This window comes from Streptomyces sp. NPDC090022, from assembly GCF_044748145.1.
Taxonomy (GTDB): domain Bacteria; phylum Actinomycetota; class Actinomycetes; order Streptomycetales; family Streptomycetaceae; genus Streptomyces.
In genome coordinates, this window is record NZ_JBIVFN010000001.1 from 774,671 (window position 1) to 797,667 (window position 22,997).

7 protein-coding genes are annotated in these 22,997 nt (G+C 76.0%); 2 read left to right on the forward strand and 5 right to left on the reverse strand.

Annotated features, from left to right (window positions below):
- Nucleotides 1-47 precede the first annotated feature (47 nt).
- Together ACIPXB_RS03485 and ACIPXB_RS03490 are read left to right on the forward strand one after the other, a co-directional pair.
- A complete protein-coding gene (locus ACIPXB_RS03485) occupies nt 48-1,040 on the forward strand; it encodes a helix-turn-helix domain-containing protein (protein ID WP_401443936.1) in 993 nt (330 codons plus the stop codon).
- A 215-nt stretch (nt 1,041-1,255) separates the two neighbouring features.
- Nucleotides 1,256-1,723: a hypothetical protein gene (locus ACIPXB_RS03490; protein ID WP_401443937.1), complete on the forward strand. Its 468-nt coding sequence runs from the start codon at nt 1,256-1,258 to the stop codon at nt 1,721-1,723.
- Between the two features lie 119 nt (nt 1,724-1,842).
- Here ACIPXB_RS03490 and ACIPXB_RS03495 read toward each other — a convergent pair whose 3' ends face one another.
- The 5 genes from ACIPXB_RS03495 to ACIPXB_RS03515 form a co-directional block, all read right to left on the reverse strand.
- Nucleotides 1,843-2,043, reverse strand: a complete 201-nt coding sequence (locus ACIPXB_RS03495) for a hypothetical protein (protein WP_401443939.1) — start codon at nt 2,041-2,043, stop codon at nt 1,843-1,845.
- Nucleotides 2,044-2,205: 162 nt separating this feature from the next.
- The gene (locus tag ACIPXB_RS03500; protein WP_401443941.1) at nt 2,206-3,543 is read right to left on the reverse strand and encodes an MFS transporter; all 1,338 of its coding nucleotides are present in this window, start codon (nt 3,541-3,543) and stop codon (nt 2,206-2,208) included.
- Between the two features lie 106 nt (nt 3,544-3,649).
- Entirely contained in the window at nt 3,650-3,853 is a 204-nt protein-coding gene (locus ACIPXB_RS03505) for an MbtH family protein (RefSeq protein ID WP_401443943.1), read from the reverse strand.
- 89 nt (nt 3,854-3,942) lie between these two features.
- Nucleotides 3,943-14,694, reverse strand: a complete 10,752-nt coding sequence (locus ACIPXB_RS03510) for an amino acid adenylation domain-containing protein (RefSeq protein WP_401443945.1) — start codon at nt 14,692-14,694, stop codon at nt 3,943-3,945.
- Nucleotides 14,691-22,787, reverse strand: coding sequence for an amino acid adenylation domain-containing protein (locus ACIPXB_RS03515; RefSeq protein WP_401443947.1), 8,097 nt, complete (start codon nt 22,785-22,787; stop codon nt 14,691-14,693). Before ACIPXB_RS03515 ends, ACIPXB_RS03510 begins: the two co-directional genes overlap by 4 nt.
- Nucleotides 22,788-22,997: the final 210 nt, after the last annotated feature.

Below are 22,997 nucleotides of genomic sequence, written 5' to 3' on the forward strand. Positions count from 1 at the left end.
GGCGAACAGTGCAAAATGGGGCAAGAGTGTTGTCTGATCTGAATGACGTGGATCTCGATGTCTATGGCTGGGTGCTCGAGCACCGGATGATCGGAGCGGACGCCGTGGCCGCCGGCACCGGGCGTGACCCGGAGGAGGTCCGGCGCAGCGTGGAGCGGCTGCTCCAGGCCCAGTTGCTGCACCTGAGCCCCGGCGACCCCGCCGTCGCCTACGCGGTCGCACCGGACACGGCCGCCTCGCGGCTGGTCGCCCCGCTGGAGGCCCAGATCCGGGAACGGCAGCGGGAGATCAGCGGCATCCGCGAGGACCTCGGCCGCTTCGTCCCGTACTACCTGGAGCGGCGCACCACCGGCGAGGCGCTGGAGGTCCTGGAGAACGTCGAGGACGTACGGGGCGCCCTCAACCGGGCCTCGGACCAGTGCACCCGGGAGGTCCTGACCTGCCAGCCGGGCGGCGGCGGCCGGGTCCCCGAGGCGATGCAGGAGGCGCTCAAGCGGGACGAGATCATGCTCCGGCGCGGCATCTCGATGCGCAGCCTCTACCACCACACGGCACGCTTCAACGGCCCCAGCCAGGCGTACGTCGCCGCCGCCTCGGCCCTCGGCGCGCAGTACCGCACCGCGCACGAACTCTTCGGCCGGCTCATCGCCTTCGACCGCGAGCTGGCGTTCATACCGGTGAAGGACGGCAGTTGGGGCGCCGTGGTCATCCGGGAGCCGTCCACCGTCGCCTACCTGTGCGACATCTTCGACCAGACCTGGGACCTGGCCACCCCGTTCTCCAACGCCGTCGGGCAGGGGCTGGAGGAGGTGGCCCGCGAGATCCACGAGACGATCATCCGGCTCCTCGCGGCCGGGCTGAAGGACGAGGCCATCGCGCGGCGGCTGGGCATGTCCCTGCGTACGGCGCGCCGGCACATCGCCGACATCATGGAGGAGCTCGGCGCCGGCAGCCGCTTCCAGGCGGGCGTCGCCGCGGCGGCGCGCGGGCTCTTCGACCCGGATCCCGCCGCCGGCCCCGAGGCCGGTCCCGCCGCCTGATCCGCCGGACGCCGCACACCCCCTCCCCGCCTCCGGCCGCGCGGACCTGACGTGCGAGTGTCGTGCGTATGTCGCGCGAGTCCGGGAACGTGCTCTCGTGACTGGCACGCCGCGCGCCGGGTGCACGATGCTTCCCCGGGCGGGGGGCTGTGACCCCGGTCCCCGGTGTGCGCACGCACGGTGCGTCGGCCAACGGCAGCAAGGGGAGAGGCGTCTTGATGATTCCGCCGGACGACGGACCGGGGGGCGACCGGGCCGACCGGCACCTGCGGGAACTCGCCCTGTTCCTCTCGGTCCACCTCGACCGGGCGCCGGGCGTCCTGTGGCCCGAGCACGAACACCCGGTCTTCGACGGCGGGACCGGCCCCGCCGATCCGGGGGTCCGCGCGTCCCGGCTCGCCTCGCTGGCCGCCGGACTGGGCCGGCTGACGGGCCTGCGGACCCGCGCGGTGCCCGTCGGCGCCTTCGACACCGAGGGCACGGGACATCTGCTGGTCCATCAGATCGCGGGCGCTGCCACCTGGTTCCTCACCGGGAACGGCGGCGCGGGGACGGCCCCCGCGCCGTCCCTGCGCTACCGGCTGCGCCCCGGCGAGGTGCTGTACGTGCCCGCCCGCTGGAGCCGTCGCGCCGAATGCACCGCGGCTGCCAGCTGGACGGTCGTCTGTCTTTCCCCCGCATGACGAAAGGAATGAGATGCCTCCCGCGAGGCGTCTCATTCCTTTTGGTGTGTCAGCGGTCAGCGGTCAGCGGTCAGGGGTCAGCAGTCAGTGGGCAGTGGTCAGCAGTCGGCGTGCAGTGCTCAGCCGCCCCACGAGGTGTCGCCCTGGTCGCGCAGTCCGCCGGACGCGCCGAGGTGGGTTCCTCCCGTGAGGACGACACGGGGGTGGCCGGTGCCGCCTGCCGGGCCCGTGGTGCCGCCCTCCTCCGCGTGGGCGGCGGTGGCCGGCATGAGCAGAGCGGCCGTCACGACGGACAGGGCCAGTACGAAGCGCTTCAGCATGGTGTCCCCCCAGGGATCCGGTGGTCGGCGTGGCGCGGGCTGCTTCGTGGGCGACCCGCGCCGGTCGTGCCTTGCGGAACCAACCCTGCCGTCCGCGGTGAACCGCTGCGACGGGTGCGGGCGTTCATCAAGCTGCCTGGCGCTAAAGTGAAGGGCGGCAGATCACCCCAAAGCGGATGTTCCGGACGTCGGTCGATCCAGCTCCCGCCACACCCGGAACACCAGCGGCGCCAGGGTGACCCCCAGATAGACCACGGCGATCCCCAGGAGCGTCGACGTCAGACCCCAGTGGTCCAGCACCAGACCCGCTCCCAGCATCCCCAGCGGCGTCGCCGCCAGCGCGCTGGCGACGAGCAGGCCGAACACCCGGCCGCGCACGGGCCCGGGCACCCGCTCGTACGCCACCGACATCATCAGCGGGCCCACGATCCCCGACCCGATCCCCGACAGGGCGAGCAGCCCGAGCAGTACGGCGGGCGGCGGCTCGGCGGCCAGCGTCGCGCACCGCACCGCGCCCACCAGGGTGAACGCCCCGACGAACAGCGCCCTGCGCGGCAGGCGGTGCCCGGTCCAGCCGTACAGGCCCGCACCGAGCAGGGCGCCGGCCCCGATGGCGGTCACCATGGCCCCGAACAGGGCGCTGCTGTGCAGGACGCGGGTGCCGTACGCCGGGTAGAGCACCCCGTTCAGCGCGCCGTCCAGGGCGTTGGTCACCAGCAGGACAGCCGTCATCGCGCGCACCAGCCGGTCGCCGTACACGTACTGCCGGCCCACCCGCAGATCCCGCAGGTACGACGATCCGCCCGCGGCGTCGGCCTCCGCGCCCGCCTCGCCGCCCGTGTCCGCCTTCGCGTCGGTCTTCGCCGCCGGTACCAGCAGCGCGACGAGCAGCGCCGAGACCAGCATGGCCGCCACGTCCGCGCACAGCGTCCGGACCGGGCCCGCCGTACCGATGAGCAGGCCGGCCAGCGGGGCGCCCGCCATCAGGCCCACCCGGCGGGCGCCTTCGACGGCGCTGGTGGCACGCTCCGCGCCGACGCGGGCCCGTGCCATCGCGTCCGACAGCAGCAGCTGCTTGGCGGTGTCCGCCGGCCCGCGTGCCGCGCCCACGACGAAGACCAGGACGAGCAGGACGGGCGGGGCCAGCAGGTCCACGGCGTGCAGCAGCGGGATCAGGCCGAGGGCGGCGGCGGTCAGGCAATCGGCGCCGATCCCGGCGGCCCGGGCGGGCAGCCGGTCGATCACGGGCCCGGCCAGCACGGCCGAGCAGAGCAGCCCCAGCATCTCGGCCGCGGCGACGAGCCCGGTCCGGGTGCCGCTGCCGGTGCTCTGCAGCACGAACCAGGGCACGGCGATCAGCGTCATCGCCACGCCGAGCGAGGTGATGCCGGAGACGGCCACGAGGGTCAGCAGCGGCGTCAGGCTGCGCGGCCCGCTCGCCTCCGCCGCCGCGGGTGCTTCCGCTTCCGGCGGTTCCGCCACTGCGGTCGCTCTGGTCACAACGGTCATTCCTTTCCCGGCACTCCGCGGGCCGCCCGGCACCCCATGCGGGGCGCCGGGCGGCGTACGGTGCGTGCCGTGCGGGTCGGTCGGTGGGTCGGCCGGGTCAGCCGGCCATGCTCAGGCGCAGGCTGCGCGGACGCATGTCGGTCCACACCTGCTCGATGTGCGCCAGGCACTCCTCCTTGCCGCCCTCGAACCCCTGAGGGTGCCAGCCCAGCGGCAGCGGCCGGCCGGCCTCCCAGAGGGAGTACTGCTCCTCGTCGTTGGCGACGACGAGGTAGGTCAGCTGCGTCGTGGTGTCGTTCATCGTTCTCTCCTTGAGGTGTCGAGGTGTCGAGGTGTCGAGGTGTCTAGGTGTTGACGTGGTGCCGTGGTGCCGTGGTGCTGGTTCTCGGGTCAGACGGTCCGGTGACCGTCCGGTGCCGCCGCCGCGAGGGCCTCGGCGAGCCGCTCCGCCAGGACGGCGGCGTACGGCGGGTCCATCAGGGTGTGGTGGTTGCCCGGGATCGTGGCGTGGCGCACCGTCGCCCGCGTCCGCGCCTTCCAGGGCGCCGGATCCACCAGCGGGGTGGCGAGCTCCGCGTGCCGCTCCGTCACCGTGAAGAGGTGCAGATCCGTGGCGAGCACGGCCTCCGTGCGGTACGCCGCGGACGCCGCCCCGTTGGCCTCGGCGACCCGCAGCATCCGCCGCAGCGCCGCCACGGCCGTACGCCGGGGCAGGCTGCCGTTCTCGCGGCCCCGCCGGACCAGCGCGTCGAGCAGGGCGTCCTCGTCCAGCTCCCGCGCCTGCCGCGCGTCGAGCCCGGCGGCGATGCCGTAGCGCAGCAGATCCGGATCGCCCGCGGTGGCGTCCGCGCGCGCCGCCGGACCCGGGGCGGCGGTGTCGACGAGACCGAGGAAGGCGACCTCCTCGCCGGCCGCCTCCAGGCGGGCCGCGATCTCGTACGCCACCGTGCCGCCGAACGACCAGCCCGCCAGCAGGTACGGACCGGCCGGCACCTCGTCCCGGATCGCCGCGAGGTAGCGCTCCGCCATCTCGGCGACCCGCTCCAGCGGCACGTCCGCGGTGTTGTAGCCGACCGACTCCAGCCCGAGCACCCGGCGGGACCCGTCCGCCCCCGCGCCCAGCTCGCGCACCAGGTCGCGGTAGCAGACCACGTCGCCGCCGCGCGGATGGACCAGGATCAGCGGCGGCCGCGACGGATCGCCGTCGGCCAGCGGCACCAGCAGCCGCGCCGAGGCGGCCGCCGCCTCCGGCAGCGCCTCGCACAGCAGCTCCACGGTGGACTTGCGGAACACCAGGTTCAGCGGCAGCTCCACGCCGAACTCCCGGCGTACCGCGCCCATCAGCTCGAAGGCCTTCAGGGAGTGCCCGCCGAGCGTGAAGAAGTCGTCGCGCACCCCGACCGGTGCCGTGCCGAGGACCTCCTCCCACAGCCGGGCCATCCGCAGCTCCGCCGCGTCGCGCGGCGCCACCACCGGCGTGCCGCCGGTGCGGGCCGCGTCGGCCGACGGAGCGGGCAGGGCCCTGCGGTCGAGCTTCCCGTTCGGGGTGAGCGGCAGCCGGTCCAGCGCCGTCAGCACGCCCGGCACCATGTACGCCGGCAGGTCCTCGCGCAGGAAGTCCCGCAGGGCCGCCACATCGCCGGCCCCGGCCCGCCAGGTCACATAGCCCACCAGCGTCGCCCCGACCCCCTGGCCGTGCACGGCCACGGCGGCCGCGAGGACCTCGGGGTGACGGGCCAGCGCCGCCTCGATCTCGCCGAGCTCGATCCGGTGCCCGCGCACCTTGACCTGGCCGTCGGCCCGGCCCCGGTACTCCAGGGAGCCGTCCGGGAGCCGGCGCACCAGGTCCCCGGTGCGGTAGAGCCGGCCACCGGCCGTGTACGGATCGGGGACGAACCGCTCGGCGGTCAGCCCCGGCCGGCCGTGGTAGCCGCGGGCCACCCCGTCGCCGCCGATGAACAACTCGCCGAAGACGCCGACCGGTACGGGCCGCATCCGCTCGTCGAGGACGTACAGCCGGGTGTTGGCGAGCGGCGAGCCGATGGACACCGGAGCGTCGCCGTCGCCCGCCGTCAGCCGGTGGGCCGTCGACCACACGGTGGTCTCCGTCGGTCCGTACACGTTCCAGACCTGGCCCAGGGCGGCCCGCATCCGCGCCGCGAGCGCCGCCGGCAGGGCCTCGCCGCCGCACAGGGCGCGTACGTGCGGGGCCTGCCAGCCGCTCTCCATCAACTGGTGCCAGGTGGCGGGCGTGGCCTGGACGACGGTGACGCCCGCCGCGTCGAACTCCTTGGCCAGCAGCGTGCCGTCGCGCGCGGTGTCGCGGTCGACGACCCGGACGGTGGCGCCCCGGGTCAGCGGCACCAGCAGTTCGAGCACGGCGATGTCGAAGGAGACCGTGGTGACGGCGGCGACCGTGTCACCGGCGGTCAGCCCCAGGCGGTCCGCCATGTCCCGGGCGAAGTTGGCCAGCGCCCGGTGCGGCACCATCACGCCCTTGGGGCGGCCGGTCGAGCCCGAGGTGTACAGGGCGTACGCCAGCTGCTCCGGAGCGGCCGCGGCCGCGGCCGCGGCTTCGTCCGGGTCCGGGTCCGCCTCCGGGTCCGCCTCCGGGTCCGCCTGGCCACCGTCCGGTACGGCGAACAGCGCGTCGAGGTCCACCACCCGTACGCCCTCGGGCACCGGGAGCGCCCCGGCCGGGCCCGTGGAGGCCACCAGCACCCGCGCGCCGCTGTCGTCGAGCATGTACGCCACCCGGTCGGCCGGGTACTCCGGGTCGAGCGGCACGTACAGCCCGCCGCCGCGCAGCACGCCCAGCAGGGCGACGGGCAGCAGGGCCGACCGCTCCACGCTCACCGCGACCGCGGTGTCCGGCCCGACACCGAGCGCGGACAGCTCCCCGGCCAGCCGGCCGGCGAGGTCCCACACCTCGGCGTAGGTCAGCTGCCGCATCCCGTCGTCGAGGGCCACGGCGTCCGGCGTACGGGCCGCCTGCTCGCCGACCAGCGCGTGCAGCGGCAGCGCCGGCACCTCCTGGGCGGTGTCGTTCCACCGGTGCAGCACCTCCCGCTCCGCCTCGGCCCCGAGCAGGGCCAGCGAGCGGACGGGTGCGTCCGGGGCGGCGACGGCCGCGGTGAGCAGCTCCACCAGGGCCGCCGTCATCCGCGCGACGGTCTCCCGGCCGAAGAGGTCGGTGGCGAACACGGCCTCACCGCGCAGCTCGCCGTCCTCCTCCGCGAAGTACAGGGAGAGGTCGAACTTCGAGGCGCCGCTGCCGAGTTCCACCGGCTCGGCCGCGAGGCCCGGCAGTGCGGGCGCCGGCGGCTGCTCCTCGCCCAGGACCAGCATCACCTGGAACAGCGGGTTGCGGCTGAGGTCGCGCTCCGGGCGGACCTCCTCCACCAGGCGCTCGAAGGGCACGTCCTGATGGGCGTAGGCCCCCAGCGCCGTCTCCCGGGCCCGGCCGACGAGCGTGCCGAAGCCCACGTCGCCGGACAGGTCGGTGCGCAGCACCAGGTTGTTGACGAAGAAGCCGACGAGCGGCTCCAGTTCGGCCCGGTCCCGGCCCGCGACCGGCGAGCCCACCGTGATGTCGTCGGAGCCCGACCAGCGGGCCAGCAGCGCCTGGACGCCGGCCAGCAGCACCATGAACAGCGTCGCGTCGTGGCGTCGGCCCAGCGCGCGCAGCTCGCGCAGCAGCGGCGCGGGCAGGACGAAGGGCAGCTGGTCGCCGCGCCCGGAGGGGGTGGCCGGGCGCGGCGCGTCCGTGGGCAGGTCCAGCGGGGCGAGCCCCGCCAGCCGCTCCCGCCAGTACGCGAGCTGGTCCTCGACCAGCTCGCCCGTCAGCCGGTCGCGCTGCCACGCCGCGAACTCCCGGTAGGAGACCGCGAGTTCCGCGAGCGGTTCGGCGCCCGGTTCGGTGCGGGCGCGGTAGGCGGCGAAGAAGTCCTGCCAGAACACCCCCACCGACCAGCCGTCGAACGCGATGTGGTGGGCGACGAGGACCAGCAGGTGCTCGTCCTCCGTGATGCGCACCAGGCGGGCGCGCAGCAGCGGTGCGGTGGCGAGGTCGAAGGGCCGGGCGGCGTCGTCCGCCGCCAGCTCCCGGGCCCGCGCCGCGGCCCGCGCGGAGCCCAGCGCGGCCAGATCGGTGTACGCGGGCGTGAACACGGCCGCGTCCTCGGGCACCAGCCGGGTACCGGCCCCACCGGCACCGGCACCGGCACCGTCGCCGCCCTCGCCGCCCTCGCCGCCTTCGCCGTCCGCGGCGATGCGCGAGCGGAGCACCTCGTGGCGCTCCACGACGTCGCGCAGCGCACCCAGGGCGGCCCCGGTGTCCAGCTCGCCCCGCAGACGCATCGCGCCGGGCATGTTGTAGTCGGGGCGGCCCGGCTGGAGGCGGTCCAGCAGCCACAGCCGCTGCTGGCCGAAGGAGAGCGGACCGGGGCCGGCGGGCAGTGCCGGGATGGCGGCCCCGGCCCGGGTGTCCAGCGCGGCGAGCGCCCGGGCGAAGTCCTCGGCGACCGGGTGGCGGAAGAGCAGCTGCATCGGGATCTCCCGCGCCAGCCGCGACCGCAGCCGGGAGACGACCCGGGTGGCGCGCAGCGAATGGCCGCCCCGCTCGAAGAAGTGGTCGCGCATGCCGACCGTACCGCTGCCCAGCACCTCCTCCCAGACCTCGGCGACCGTGCGCTCCAGCGGCGTCCGCGCGGGGACCGCGACCCGGTCGCCGGCCCCGTCCGCGCCGGGCGCGGGGGCGGGCAGCGCCCGGCGGTCCACCTTGCCGTTGGGCGTCAGCGGCAGCGCGTCCAGCACGACCAGCGACGAGGGGACCAGCGCGGCGGGCAGGACCTCGCGTACGGAGTCCAGCACCGCGCCGGGCCCACCGGCCGTACCGGCCGCACCGGCCGTACTACCGCTGGTGGGGGCCCCGCCGCCGTCCGCCGCCGCGCCCCGACCGCGCCACACCACGTACGCGACCAGGGCCTTGTCCTCGCCCTCGCCGTGCGCGGCCACCACCGCGCGCGCCACGTCGGGGTGGCGCAGCACGGCCGCCTCCACCTCGCCGAGCTCGATGCGGTGGCCGCGTACCTTGACCTGGTTGTCGCGGCGCCCGTGGAACTCCAGCACCCCGTCGGCCCGCAGCCGCACCAGGTCGCCGGTGCGGTACATCCGGCTGCCGGGCGGACCGTAGGGGTCCGGCAGGTATGCCTCGGCCGTCCGGACGGGATCGCCGAGATAGCCGCGGGCGACCCCGCGCCCGGCGATGAACAGCTCGCCGATCGCACCGAGGGGGAGCGGTTCGAGGTGCACGCCGAGGACCAGGACGCGGGCCCCGGGCAGCGGCCGGCCGATCGGGATGCGACCGGAGGCGATGTCGGCGTCCGTGACCACGTGGTAGGTGGTGGTGTTGGTGCACTCGGTGGGGCCGTACTGGTTGACCAGCCGCAGCCGGTCCGCCGGCCCCAGGGCGCGCGCGGCGCCCGCCAGCCCGGCGGTCAGCGCCTCCCCGGTCGTCATCACCAGCCGCAGCGCCGGGCAGGGCTCGGCCACCGCGTCGACGAGCGGGGCCAGCATCGAGGGGACGATGGACAGGACGGCCGTGACGTGCTCGGTGCGCAGCAGCCGGGCCAGCGCGTCGGGATCGGCGGCCTCGTCCGCCCCGGCCAGTACCACCCGGCCGCCCGTCGTCAGCGGGGCGAACAGGTCCCGGACGGACGGGTCGAAGGTGAGCGCCGTCCGGGCGAGCACCGTGTCGTCCTCGCCCAGACCGAACGTCGCGGTCAGCGCCGCCAGATAGCCGGTGATCGCGGCATGCGGCACCGCCACGCCCTTGGGGCGGCCGGTGGAGCCCGAGGTGTACAGCAGGTACGCCAGCCCGCCGGGCCCGGCCGCGCCGGCCGCCGCGTCCGGCAGGGGCTCCGGGGACAGCGCGTCGATCCGCGGCTGCTCCCGGTCCAGGTCGAGGACGGGCACGGCGGCCGGCAGGCCGTCCGGGACCCCGTCGGGCAGCCCGCCCGTCAGCACCAGCCGCGCCCCGCTGTCCGTCAGGACCGTGGCGATCCGCTCGGCCGGGTGGCCGGCGTCCACCGGTACGAAGGCACCGCCCGCCTTCAGCACGGCCAGGACGGCGACCACCATCCGCGTGTCGCGTCCCGTCATCACGGCGACCGGCGCGCCGGGGCCGACCCCGTGCTCCCGCAGCCGCCGCGCCAGCCGGTTGGCCGCCGTGTCGAGCTCCGCGTACGTGGTGGAGCGGCCCTCGCAGGTCACCGCCACCGCGCCGGGCCGGCGCCGGGCCTGTGACTCGACGAGCGAGTGCAGCGTCGTCGCCGGGGGCTCGGGCGTCGTGTCCGGCACGCCGCGCAGCGCCGCCCGCTCCTCCTCGGAGAGCACCTCCAGCCGGGACAGCCGGTCCTCGGGCCGGTCGGCGGCCGAGCCCAGCAGCCGCAGGTACGCGGCGCCGAAACGGTCCATCGTGGCGCGGTCGAAGAGGTCGGTGGCGAACTGCAGCGTGCCCGTCAGACCGCCGGGGTGCTCGGTCATCGCCAGACTGAGGTCGAACTTGGCCGTCCCGTTCGCCGTGTCCAGCGACTCCACGCGCACCCCGTCCAGCGGCAGCGCGTCGAGCTGCTCGGGGTGCAGCTGGAACAGCACGTCGAAGAGCGGGTTGCGGCTGAGGTCGCGCTCCGGCCGCAGCTCCTCCACCAGCCGGTCGAAGGGCACGTCCTGGTGCTCGTACGCGGCCAGCGCCGTCTGCCGTACGCGGCCCAGCAGTTCGGTGAACGCGGGATCGCCCGACAGGTCGGTGCGCAGCACCAGGGTGTTGACGAAGAAGCCGATCAGCGGCTCCAGTTCGGTCCGGTCACGGCCCGCGATGGGGGAGCCGACCGCGATGTCGTCCTGCCCCGTGCAGCGGGCCAGCAGCGCCTGGAAGCCGGCCAGCAGCACCATGAACAGCGTCGCCCCGCGCTCCCGGGCCAGGGCGCCCAGCCGCGCGGCGAGCTCCGCCGGCACCTCGAAGGTGATCACGTCGCCCGCGCCGGAGCGCGCCTGCGGGCGCGGCCGGTCGGTGGGCAGCTCCAGCGCGGCCAGCCCCGCCAGCGCCTCGCGCCAGTGGGCGATCCCGGCGTCCGCCGCGCCCTCGCCCAGCCGCCGCTGCTGCCAGTGCGCGTAGTCGCCGTACTGGACGGTGAGCGGAGGCAGGGCCGGGCGCTCGCCGCGCCGCAGCGCGCCGTACGCCGCCGACAGCTCCCGCCACAGCACCGGCATCGACCAGCCGTCGCCGACCGTGTGGTGCAGGACCAGGACCAGCAGGTGTTCGTCCGCGCCCATCCGCACCACACGGGCCCGCAGCAGCGGGGCGGCCGTCAGGTCGAACGGCGCGGCCGCGTCGGCGTGCGCGAGCCCGAGCGCCCGCGAGCGCGCCTCCTCCGCCGGCAGGTCGCCGAGGTCGGTCAGCAGCGGTACGAACACCTCCGCCGGCGCCACCCACTGCACGGGGCCGTCGGGGCCCTCACCGATCCGCGAGCGCAGCACCTCGTGCCGCGCCACGACGGTGCGCAGCGCCGCCAGCAGCGCGTCGGCGTCCAGTGGCCCGTCCATACGGGTGACGACGGGGATGTTGTAGTCGGGCCGGCCCGGCTGGAGCTGGTCCAGGAACCACAGCCGCTGCTGGGCGAAGGACAGCGGAGCCGGCTCCCCGGCCGGCCGCGGCGTGATGACGGCGCCGGCGGACCCCGCGGCGGAGCCCGAACCCGCGCCCGGCAGGATGTCGCCGTGCAGCGCGTCCAGGGCAGCGGCGAACCGCTCCAGGACCGGGTGCTCGAACAGCAGCCGCAGCGGCACCGCGCCGCCGAGGCGGGCCCCGAGCCGGGAGACCACCCGGGTGGCGCGCAGCGAATGACCGCCCAGCGCGAAGAAGTCGTCGTGCCGGCCGATCCGGTCGACGCCGAGCACCTCGCCCCACACGGCTGCGGCCAGTTCCTCGCCGGCCGTCGCGGGCGCGGCGAACTCCGCCCGGCGCACACCCTGCCCGGCCGGTGCCGGCAGGGCACGCCGGTCCAGCTTGCCGTTGGGCGTCATCGGCAGCGCGTCCAGCGGCAGGATCGCGGCGGGCAGCATGTACGCCGGCAGCCGGGCGGCCAGCGCACGGTGCAGCGCGTCCGGGTCGGCGCTCTCGCCGGGCACCGGGACGACGTACGCCACCAGCAGCTGCTCGCCGGGCGTGTCCTCGCGGACCACCACCGCGGCGCGCCCGACCTGCGGGCAGCGCGTCAGCTCGGCCTCGATCTCGCCCGGTTCGATCCGGAAGCCGCGGATCTTGACCTGCTGGTCGGCGCGGCCCAGGTAGTCGACCGTCCCGTCGGGGCGGCGCCGGGCCAGGTCGCCGGTGCGGTACATGCGCGCGCCGGGCGGGCCGTACGGGTCGACCACGAACTGCCGCGCGGTCAGCCCCGGACGGCCCAGGTAGCCGCGGGCCACGCCCGTGCCGCCCACGCACAGCTCACCGACCGCGCCCTCGGGCACCGGACGGCCGCGGCCGTCGAGAACGTACAGCCGGGTGTCGTCCAGCGGGGTGCCGATGGGCACGCGCCCCTCGACACCGTCCCCGGCGCGGGCGTCCAGCCGGTGCCGCAGCGCGAACGTGGTGGTCTCGGTGGGACCGTACGCGTTGGTGAGCAGCGTGTCCGGGGCCGCTTCCAGGGCCCGGCGGAACGCCTCGGGGGAGGCGGCCTCACCGCCGGTCCACACCTCCCGCACCTCGGTGAGCAGCTCCACGCACTCGTCGACCACCAGGTTGAACAGGGCGGCGGTCAGCCACAGCGTGGTGATCCGGTGCTCGCGCACCAGCCGCGCGAGGGCCGCGGTGTCGATCCGGCCGGGCGGCGCCATCACCACCTGGCCGCCGGCCAGCAGCGGCACCCACAGCTCGTACGTGGAGGCGTCGAAGGACAGCGGGGAGTGCGCGAGCACCCGGCGGTGGGCCGGCCCGAACGAGGCGTCGCGGGCGAGCGCCGCGACATTGGCGTGCGTGACCGCGATGCCCTTGGGTTCACCGGTCGAGCCGGAGGTGTACATCACGTACGCCAGCTGGTCCGGGGCGCACGGTGCGGGGGTGTACGCCGGCCCCTCCGGCCCCTCCGGCCCCTCCGGCCCTTCGCTCGCGGTCGCGTCCAGCACCGGGACGGGCGAGGCGGCCACCGCCGCGTGCGCCGCCGTCGCCGGGTCGGCCAGCAGCAGGCGGGCGCCGGTGCGCTCCACCATCCAGTGCAGCCGCTCCACCGGGAAGGACGGGTTCAGCGGCACGTAGGTGCCCCCGGCCTTGAGGACGCCCAGCAGCGCCACGGGGACGTGCACCGAGCGCTCCATCAGCAGCGCCACCGCGCACTCGCGGCCCACGCCGGCCCCGGCGAGCCGGGCGGCCAGCCGGGAGGAACGGGCGTCGAGTTCGGCGTACGTGAGCCGCTCCGCGCCGCACACCACCGCATCCGCGTCCGGGGAGCGCCGTACCTGCTCGGCGAAGAGGTCCACCAGCGTGGCGGGCGCCAGGTCGGGGCGCGGCGCGCCGTGGCCCCGGCCCACCAGCCGGGCCGCCGCGCCGTCGGACGGCAGCAGCTCGGCCAGCGGCCGCTCGGGGGCGTCGGCGGCCGCCGCCAGCAGCTCCAGGTAGTGGCCCAGCAGCAGTTCGGCCGTGGCGGTGTCGAAGAGGTCGGTGTCGAAGACCAGCGAGCCGGTGCACCGGTCGGCGCCCTCCGCGACGAACACGCTCAGGTCGAACAGGGAGCCGCCGAAGTCGGTGCCGACCGGCTCGGCGGACAGGCCCGGCAGCCGCAGCCCGGCGGTCTCGTCCTGCGCGGACGCGAACATCACCTGCACCAGCGGGTTGCGGTCGCCGACCCGCTCCGGGCTCAGGTGTTCCACGAGCCGGTCGAAGGGCACCTCCTGGTGGTCGTACGCGTCCAGCGTCACCCGGCGCACCCGGCCCAGCAGCTCCCGGAAGCCGATCTCGCCCGACAGGTCGGTGCGCAGCACCACGGTGTTGACGAAGAAGCCGATGAGAGGCTCCAGTTCCACCCGGTCGCGGCCCGCGACCGGGGTGCCGACCGCGATGTCGTCGCTGCCGCCGCAGCGGGCCAGTACGGCCTGGAACCCGGCGAGCAGGGTCATGAACAGGGTGGCGCCCTGGGCCTCGGCGAGCCGGCGCAGCCGGTCGGTGAGGCCCGCGTCGAGGGTGAAGCCGAGGCTGCACCCGGCGCCGCTGCGGCGGGTGGGCCGGGGCCGGTCGGTGGGCAGTTCGAGTGGCTCCAGCCCGGCCAGGCACCGCTCCCAGTGGCGCAGCTGCCCGTCCATGGCGCCGCGCTCGAAGCGCTCGCGCTGCTCACGGGCGTAGGCCTGGTAGTCCAGCCGCAGCGGCGGGTCGGGCAGCGGCCGGCCCTGGACCAGCGCCGTGTAACCGGCGGAGAGTTCCTGCCACAGCAGGGTCATCGACCAGCCGTCGGTCGCGATGTGGTGGACCACGAGCACCAGCAGGTGGTCGTCGTCGGCGAGCCGGATCAGCAGGGCGCGCAGCAGCGGGCCGGCCGCGAGGTCGAACGGCTTGCGGGCCTCGGCGCGGGCCAGGCCGAGGGCCCGCCGCTCGCGCTCGGCGGCGTCGCCGCCCTCCTCCGGTGCGGGGGTGCCGAGGTCGAGCAGCGGGAGCGGCACGGCCTCGGGGGCCGGCAGGACGACGGGGTACGGCGATCCGTCGCGTTCCTCGAACACCGTGCGCAGCGGGGCGTGCCGGGCCACGACGGCGGTCAGGGCGCGCCGCAGCGACTCGGCCCGCAGCGGGCCGCGCAGCCGGACGACCTCCGGTATCGCGTAGCCGGGCGTGCCGTCCGCCATCCGGTCCACCAGCCACATCCGCTCCTGGGCGAAGGAGGCGACGGGCGGGGCGGGTTCGGCACCGGTGCCGGGAGTGTCCCCGGCGGTGGCGGGGGCGGTGGTGGCGGCGGTGGTGGCGGCGTCGGGATCGGTGCTGCCGGGCGCCACCGCGTCCGAGGACGCGGCCAGCGCCTCCCGCACACGGCGGCGCAGCAGCTCACGGGCGGCGGCCAGGCGGCTGTCCACCGCGGCCGGCCTGCTCTCCTGGGTGGTCACGAGGTCTCTCCCTGAGGTACGAGTGACAGCGCGTCATCGGCCGTGGCGGCCGCGATGTCCGCGAAGAGGGCCGTCTCGATCGCGACGGCGAGCTCGGCGACGGTCCGTTGTTCGAAGAGGGTGTGCAGGGGCAGTTCCAGGCCCAGCGTCTGGCGCAGCCGGGCCGCGACGCGCGTGGCGCTCAGCGAGTGCCCGCCGAGGCCGAAGAAGTCGTCGTGGCGCCCGATCTCCGTCACGTCCAGGACCGACTGCCACACCAGGGCGACCAGTTCCTCGGTCTCGCCCTCGGGCGGTTCGTGACCGGTGGCCGCGGTGGCCGGGGCCGGCAGGGCCCTGCGGTCGAGCTTGCCGTTCGGCGTGACCGGCAGCTCCTCGACGAGGACCACCAGCGGCACCATGTACTCGGGGAGCGTGCGGGCCAGTTCGGCGCGCAGCTGCCCCGGGTCCGGGTCCGTCCCGGGCGCGGGCACGACGTACCCGACGAGCCGGCGCTCGCCCGGGGTGTCCTCGCGGACGACCACCGCCGCGCGGCCGGAGCCCGGGAGCCGGGACAGCGCCGTCTCGATCTCGCCGAGCTCGATCCGGAACCCGTGGATCTTGACCTGGTCGTCGGTGCGGCCGAGGTACTCCACCGCCCCGTCCGCCCGGAACCGGGCGATGTCGCCGGTGCGGTACATCCGCGACCCGGGCGGCCCGAACGGGTCCAGGGGGAAGCGCTCGGCAGTCAGTTCCGGCCGCCGCAGGTAGCCGCGCGCCAGCCCGGCACCCGCCAGGTACAGCTCGCCGGGCACCCCGATCGGGACGGGCCGCCCCGCCGGATCCAGCACGTACAGCGCGGTGTTCCAGATCGGCCGTCCGATGGGCACCGGTCCGGTGTCCGCGCGGCGGCACTCCCAGTGGGTGACGTCGACCGCCGCCTCGGTGGGCCCGTACAGGTTGTGCAGCGGCACGTCGAGCACATCGAGGAACCGGTTCTTCAGCGCCTCGGGCAGGGCCTCGCCGCTGCAGATCACCCGCCGCAGCGACCGGCACGCGCCGGCCGCCGGGTCCTCCACGAAGGCGGCCAGCATGGACGGCACGAAGTGCACCGTGGTGATCGACTCGCGCCGGATCACGCCGGCCAGGTACGCCGGGTCCTTGTGGCCGCCGGGCTCGGCGACGACCAGCCCCGCCCCGGTCAGCAGCGGCCAGAAGAACTCCCACACCGAGACGTCGAAGCCGAACGGGGTCTTCTGCAACACCCGGTCGTCGGGCCCGAGTCCGTAGCGGTCCTGCATCCACAGCAGCCGGTTGACGATCGCCGCGTGCTCCACGACGACGGCCTTGGGGCGCCCGGTCGAGCCGGAGGTGTAGATCACGTAGGCGGGGTGGGTCGGCCGCGGCGCCTCGCCGGGATCGCCCTCGGCGCCCCCGGCCGGGCCGTCCGCCGTGTCGGGGTGCACCCGGGGCAGGCCCGGCGCGGCCGGGAGCCCGGCGTCCACGTCCGGTGTGGTCAGCAGCAGCACGGGTGCGGCGTCCTCGAGCAGGTAGGCCACCCGCTCCGCCGGCAGCGAGGGGTCCACCGGCAGGTACGCGGCGCCCGCCTTCAGTACGGCCAGCAGCGCGAGCACCATCTCGGTGGAGCGGTGCAGGGCGACCGCCACGATCGTCTCCGGACCGGCGCCGCGCGCCCGCAGCACCCGGGCCAGCCGCCCGGCGCGCGCGTCGAGCTGCGCGTACGTCAGCCGCTCGGCGCCGAAGACGGTGGCCAGGGCGTCCGGGGTCCGGGCGGCCTGCCGCTCGAACAGCTCCACCAGGGTGGTGGCCGGGACCGGGACCGCCGTGCTGTTCCACTCCTCCAGCAGCCGGTGCTGCTCGGCGGAGAGGAGGTCGACCGAGCCGACCGGGCGGCCGGGCTCCTCGGCCACCGTGGTCAGCAGCCGCTCCAGACCGTCCGCGACACTGCGCGCGGTCCGGGCGTCGAGCACGTCGGGCCGGTGGTCGAGGTGCAGCCGCAGCCGCTCGCCGGGCAGGACGATGAGGTTGACGGTGTAGTGGGTGGCGTCCGCGCCCTCCACCCCGCTCAGCCGGACCCCTCCGGCCAGGTCCCGCAGGGACTCCAGGTCCAGCGGATAGTTCTCGACGACGACGGTGGTGTCGAAGAGCGTGCCCAGCCCGGCCGCCCGCTGGATGTCGGCCAGCCCCAGGTGCTGATGGTCCATCAACTGGGCCTGCTCGTCCTGGAACCGGGCGAGCGCGGTCAGCAGCGGCTCCTCGTCGCGGATCCGGAAGCGTACGGGCAGGGTGTTGATCAGCAGGCCGACCAGCCGCTCGATCCCCTCGACCTCGGCCGTGCGGCCCGAGACGGTCCCGCCGAACACCACGTCGTCACGGGCCGTCAGCCGGCCCAGCAGGACCGCCCAGGCGCCCTGGACCACGCTGTTGAGGGTGACGCCCGCCGCCCGGGCCCGCTCGGTGAGCCGGGCGGTCCGCTCCGGCGAGAGCTCCAGCGTGATCCGCTCGGGCAGCGCGTCGAGCCGGTTCGGGTCGGCCGCGCCCAGCAGGGTGGGCTCGGCCAGGCCCGCGAGGGCCTCGCTCCAGGCGGCCGCGGCCGCGTCCCGGTCCTGGCGTCCCAGCCAGGCCAGGTGGTCGCCGTAGGCGACCTCCGCCACGGTGGCGGAGGGCCCGGCGCCGGCCGAATCGATACCGCCGGCCGACTCGGCGTCCACCGACGCGCCGCCCACCGACGCGGCGTACGACGTCAGCAGATCGCGCAGCAGGACGGCGGACGACCAGCCGTCCCACAGGATGTGATGGTTCGTCATCACCAGCCGGTGCCGGTCCTCGCCGACCTTGACCAGGGTGAAGCGCACCAGCGGCGGGCGTTCCAGGTCGAAGCGGCGCATCCGGTCCTCGGCCAGCAGCCGCTCCCAGGCCGCCCCGCCGTCCCCGCCGTCCCCGCCGTCCCCGCCGTCCCCGGCGGAGGCCGGAGCGGTGAGGTCCACCACCTCCCAGGGCGTGTCGACCGCGGCGGGTACGACCTGCACGGGCCGGTCCAGGCCGCGGTCGGTGAACGCGGCCCGCAGCGCGCCGTGCCGTCGCAGCAGCCGTCCGCAGGCCGCGCGCAGCGCGTCCGCGTCCAGCGCGCCGTCCAGGGTCAGCACGATCTGCCCGGTGTACGCGTCCATCCCCTGGGCGTCGTACGCGGCGTGGAAGAACAGGCCCTCCTGGAGGGGCGAGAGCGGCAGGACGTCCGCGAGCCCGGGATAGCGCTCCGCCAGGCCGTCCACCTCCGGCCGCGTCAGCCCGACCAGCGGCAGGTCGCGCGGGGTCAGCCGGGCCGGACCGGCCGGGGCCGACCAGGCGGCCAGCGCGCGCAGCGCCGCCTCCCAGGCCGCGCCCAGGGCTTCGGCCTCCGCCGTGGAGACGAGGGACTGCGGCCAGGTCAGGACGGCGGTCAGGGCCGGGCCCGCGGGGCCGTCCACCGCCAGTGCGTCGATCTGGAGGCAGTGGTCGACCGGCATGGCCGGGTCGGCGTCGGCGCGCAGCCCGCCCGCCTCGGGGGCCGGGGTCCAGGGCGCCTCGCCGGAGCCGTCGAAGCGGCCGAGGTAGTTGAACAGCACCCGGGGCCGGGGGAGTCCGGCCAGCGCCGCCGCCGTGCCGGGGCTGAGGTGGGCCAGCAGCCCGTAGCCGGTGCCGTGGTCCGGCACGGCGGCGAGGCACTCGTGGACCCGCCCGACCAGCTCCGCCACATCGGGACCCGGCGCGGCCGGGGCAGGCGTGCCGCACTCCTGCGCGCCCGGGGCATGCGGGCCGGACTCCGGCGCGTCGAGGCCGCGCAGATCGAGCCGGACCGGGTACTGCGTCGTGAACCAGCCGACCGTCCGCGACAGGTCGTGCACTCCCGTACGGTCCGCCCGCCCGTGGCCCTCCAGGTCGACCAGCAGCGCCTCGGGACGGCCTCCCGGCACGGCGGGGTCGTGGGCCGCCAGGGCGAGCGCCGCCAGCAGCACCTCGGTGGGCCCGGTACGCAGCGCCGCCGGTACCTCGGCCAGCAGCGGACCGGTGACCTCGGCGGGCAGGGTCAGCGTCAGCGTCCGGGTCGTGGCCACGGTGTCCCGTACGGGATCCGGCACCCGGTCCCACAGGGCCGCGACGGTACCGGCGCCGGACGGGGCGGCGAGGGGCGCCAGGGTCCGCTGCCAGAAGGGCAGTTCGGCCAGTACCTCGGCGGAGCCGGCCTGCCGCTCCAGATGACGGGCCCAGTCGCGGAACGAGGTCCCGGTGGACGCGAGCGTCACCGGCCGCCCCGCGGCGACGGCGTCCCACGCCTCGGCGAGGTCCGCCATCAGGATGCGCCAGGAGACGCCGTCCACGGCCAGGTGGTGCACGCACAGCAGCAGCCGCCCGGGGACATCGGCTCCGCCGTCGAAGTGGACCGCGCGCACCATCCGCCGCTCGGCGGGATCCAGTTCACCGGCCGCGTCCGCCGCCGCCCGCTCCAGGAGCGCGGCGCGGGCCGCACCGTCGAGTCCGGCCGTCCCGATACGGCGCAGCAGGCCGGCGGCGTCCACGCAGCCGGGCTCGCCGACCGTGCACAGCGCGCGCCCGTCCGGGCCCTCGGTCACCCGCATCCGCAGGGCGGCATGCCGGTCCAGGACCGCCTGCAGGACACGGACCAGCCGCTCCTCGTCCGCCCCCTCGGGCAGGGTGAGCACCAGGGACTGGCTGAAGCGGCCCACGGGCCCGGGGCCGTCCAGCAGCCAGCGCATGACGGGCGTCGCGGGCAGCTCGCCGTACTCCTCGGGGATGTCGGCGGCGTCCGCCGCCGGGGCGGCCTCGCCCGCCGCCGCCGCCAGGGCGGCCGCGGTCTTGTGAGCGAACACCTCGCGCAGCGTGAAGGCGAAGCCCTGCGCACGGGCCCGGCTGACCAGCGTGAGCGCGGTGATGCTGTCCCCGCCGAGCTCGAAGAAGTTGTCGTCGGGCGTGGCGGGACGGCCGAGCGCCTCGGCGAACAGCGCGCCGAGCCGCTCCTCGACGGCCGTGTACGTCCGCCCCGGCCGCGCCGGAGCCGCCCCGTCCGCCGGCGCCTCGGGCACGACCAGCGCCTTGCGGTCGACCTTGCCGCCCGCGGTCAGCGGCAGCCGGTCCAGCGCCACGAAGGTGTGCGGCACCATGTACCGCGGCAGGGCGTGCTCCAGATGGGCCGTCAGGACGTCCGCCCCGGCCACGGACCCGCCGGGCACCGGGGCCACGAAGGCGACCAGCCGGCGGCCCGCGTGCGCCGCCTCGTGCACGACGACCGCCGCCTGGCCGACCGACGCGTGCCGGGCCAGTACGGTCTCGATCTCGCCCGGTTCGATCCGGTGGCCGTTGACCTTGACCTGCTGGTCGATCCGTCCGAGGAACTCCAGCTCCCCGCCGGACGTCCAGCGCACCAGGTCACCCGTCCGGTACATCCGGGCCCCGGGCACGGCGGCGAACGGATCGGGAACGAACCGCTCCGCGGTCATCCGGTGGCGTCCCGCGTACCCCTGGGCCAGCCCGTCGCCGGCCACGCACAGCTCACCGGCGGCCCCCGGCGGCAGCAGTCGCAGCCGGGGATCCACCACGTACGCCCGGTGGTTGACCATGGGCCGCCCGATCGGCGGCACCCGGCCCGCCGACGGCGACGCGCACCGGTGCATGGTCACCGAGACGGCGGCCTCGGTCGGCCCGTACGCGTTCCACACCGCGCGCCCGCCGGCTGCCCACCGCTCGACGGCGTCGCCGGACGGCGCCTCGCCGCCCGTGGACAGCACCCGCAGCGCGGGCAGCGCGTCCGGGTCGAGCAGCGGCAGCAGGGCGGGCGGCAGGTCGGCCACCGTGACGGCGCCGTCGGCCAGCAGCGCCTGGAGCCGGTCCACGTCCACCCGCTCCTCGTCGGTGGCCAGCACCAGCGTGCCGCCGCTGAGCAGCGCGCCGAAGACGTCGAGGACACAGACGTCGAAGGAGAGCGAGGCGAAGCCGAGGAACCGCTCGCCCGCGCCGACGCCCGTGAGCGCGAGGTGCCCGAGGACGAAGTCGGCCGCCGCGGCGTGCGACACGAGCACGCCCTTGGGCTCGCCGGTGCTGCCGGAGGTGTACAGCAGGTAGGCGGGCGCCGCGGCGGGCAGCGGCGGCGGCGTGAGCGCGGCGAGGCCGGCGTCGGCGCCCGCGTCGCCGGCATCGCCCGTGAGGCCTGCGTCGCCCGCACCGTCGGCGTCGCCCGAGCCGTTCGTACCACCGGTACCGTCCGTACGCCCGTCGCCCGCCGGACCCGCCGGACCTGCCGGACCCGCCGGACCCGCCGGACCTGCCGGACCCGCCGGACCCGCCGGACCCGCCGGTACGAGAGCCGGCCCCACAGGTATGCCCGCCGGTACGACCGCCGGCCCCGCCGGCAGGCGGCCCGCCGCGGCCTCCCCGGCCACGACCGTCCGGATCCCGGCGTCGGCCACGACGTACGCGATCCGGGCCTTCGGCAGCCCGGGATCCAGCGGCACGTAGGCCGCGCCCGCCTTCAGGATCCCGAGCAGCGCCGCGACCATGGCCGGCGAGCGCTCCACGCTGATCCCGACCGGCTCCCCGGGCGCGGTCAGCGGCCGCAGCCGGGCCGCGACGTCCCGCGCCCAGGCGTCCAGCGCGCCGTACGTGAGCTCCTCGCCGTCGCAGACCACGGCCACGGCGTCCGGCGTCCGGGCCGCCTGCTCCTCGAACAGGTCGTGCAGGCAGCGGTCCACCGGGGCCCCGCCCGTGCCGCCGTCACCGAGGACCGCCAGCCGGGCGCGGTCGGCCCCGGTGAGCAGGTCCGGCGCGTCGACGGGGGCGTCGGCGCCCGCGGCCGCGAAGCCGACCAGGAAGCGAGTGAACCGCTCCAGGTGGCCCGCCAGCTCCGGGGCGCCGGCGTCGGCGACGTCCACCTCCGCCTGGACGGTCAGCGGGCTGTCCCCGCCGCGGTCGTAGACGTTGAGCGACAGGTGGTCCACCGGACCGACCGACAGGTTGTGCGCGGTCGCCGGGGCACCGGCGAAGGACAGCGCGTAGTCGAACGACATGAGGTTGACCGCGGCGTCCCACAGCCGGTCGCCGGACACCTGCTCCTCGATGCGGTACCGCTGGTGCCGCAGCACCTCCTTGATGCCGGCCGAGGTACGCCGCACCAGCTCACCGACGTTCGTCGCGCCGGTGACGGTCAGCCGCAGCGGAAGGACCTTGGAGAACATGCCGATGGTCCGGCGCGCCGCCGGGGTGACGCGGCCGGTGACCGGCAGGCCGAGCACGATGTCCTCGGCGCCGTTCATTCGGTGCAGGTACGCGGCGGCCGCGGCCATCACCAGCGCCGACCACCGGGTGCCGTACCGGCGGGCGGCGTCCCGCAGCGTGCGGGCGTCCTCGTCGGTCAGGTCGCGCCGGACCCGTACCACCTCGCCCGTCGGCCGGGCCGGGGCGCTGCCGGTGAAACCGACGGGCTCCGGGGCACCGGCCAGCTTCGTACGCCAGAACGCACGGTCGCGCTCGTACTCCGGCGACTGCCGGTAGGCGTCCTCCTCGGCCACGATCTCCTGCCAGGGCGCGGAGCCGGACGCGGGTACGGGGGTGCCCGCCACCAGCGCCGAGTAGACCTCGGCGGTCCGCCGGGCCACCAGGGAGCCGCTCACGCCGTCCATGACGATGTGGTGGTAGCCGTGCAGCCACGCGTAGGCCTCCGGCCCGGTCCGCACCAGCAGGTTCCGGCACACGTCACCGGTCGCGAGGTCCATCGGCCGGGCGAGCTCGGCCCGCATCCGCGCCTCGGCCTCGGCGACCGGATCGGCGGATCCGCTGACGTCGACCGTCTCGAGGACCATCGGGGCCCGGCCGGCGGGGACCTGCCGTACGGAGCCGTCCACTTCGGCGAAGCGCATGCCGAGCGCGTCGGTCTCGTCCCGGACCCGGCGCAGCGCCTCCTCGAAGAGCGCCGGGTCCACGGCGCCACGGATCTCCAGGTACTCGCCGATGGTGTAGTCGCCACGGGTGGGGTCGAGTTGCTGCGCGAACCAGACGCCGGCCTGCGGCGACGTCAGGGGCAGGAACCCGCGGTCATCAGTGGACATGCGGTGCTCAGTCTCCTCGGTCGGATCGGTCGGATCGGTCGATCAACGACGACGTGAGCCACCTTCCGCGACGGCCGGACCGCCCCGACAGTCACACAAACACGCCCCTTGACAGGGGCCGCGGAAGGAAGGGGCGGCTCCGGTACCGGATTGTCGTGACGGGGGACGGGGAACCGGCGGCTACGCCGCCTCCGACCCGGCCTCCCGCCT

Coding starts and splice junctions, on each gene's coding strand:
- ACIPXB_RS03495 (WP_401443939.1), bottom strand. CDS start 2,043: ATGCTGAAGCGCTTCGTACTGGCCCTGTCCGTCGTGACGGCCGCTCTG.
- ACIPXB_RS03505 (WP_401443943.1), bottom strand. CDS start 3,853: ATGAACGACACCACGACGCAGCTGACCTACCTCGTCGTCGCCAACGAC.
- ACIPXB_RS03515 (WP_401443947.1), bottom strand. CDS start 22,787: ATGTCCACTGATGACCGCGGGTTCCTGCCCCTGACGTCGCCGCAGGCC.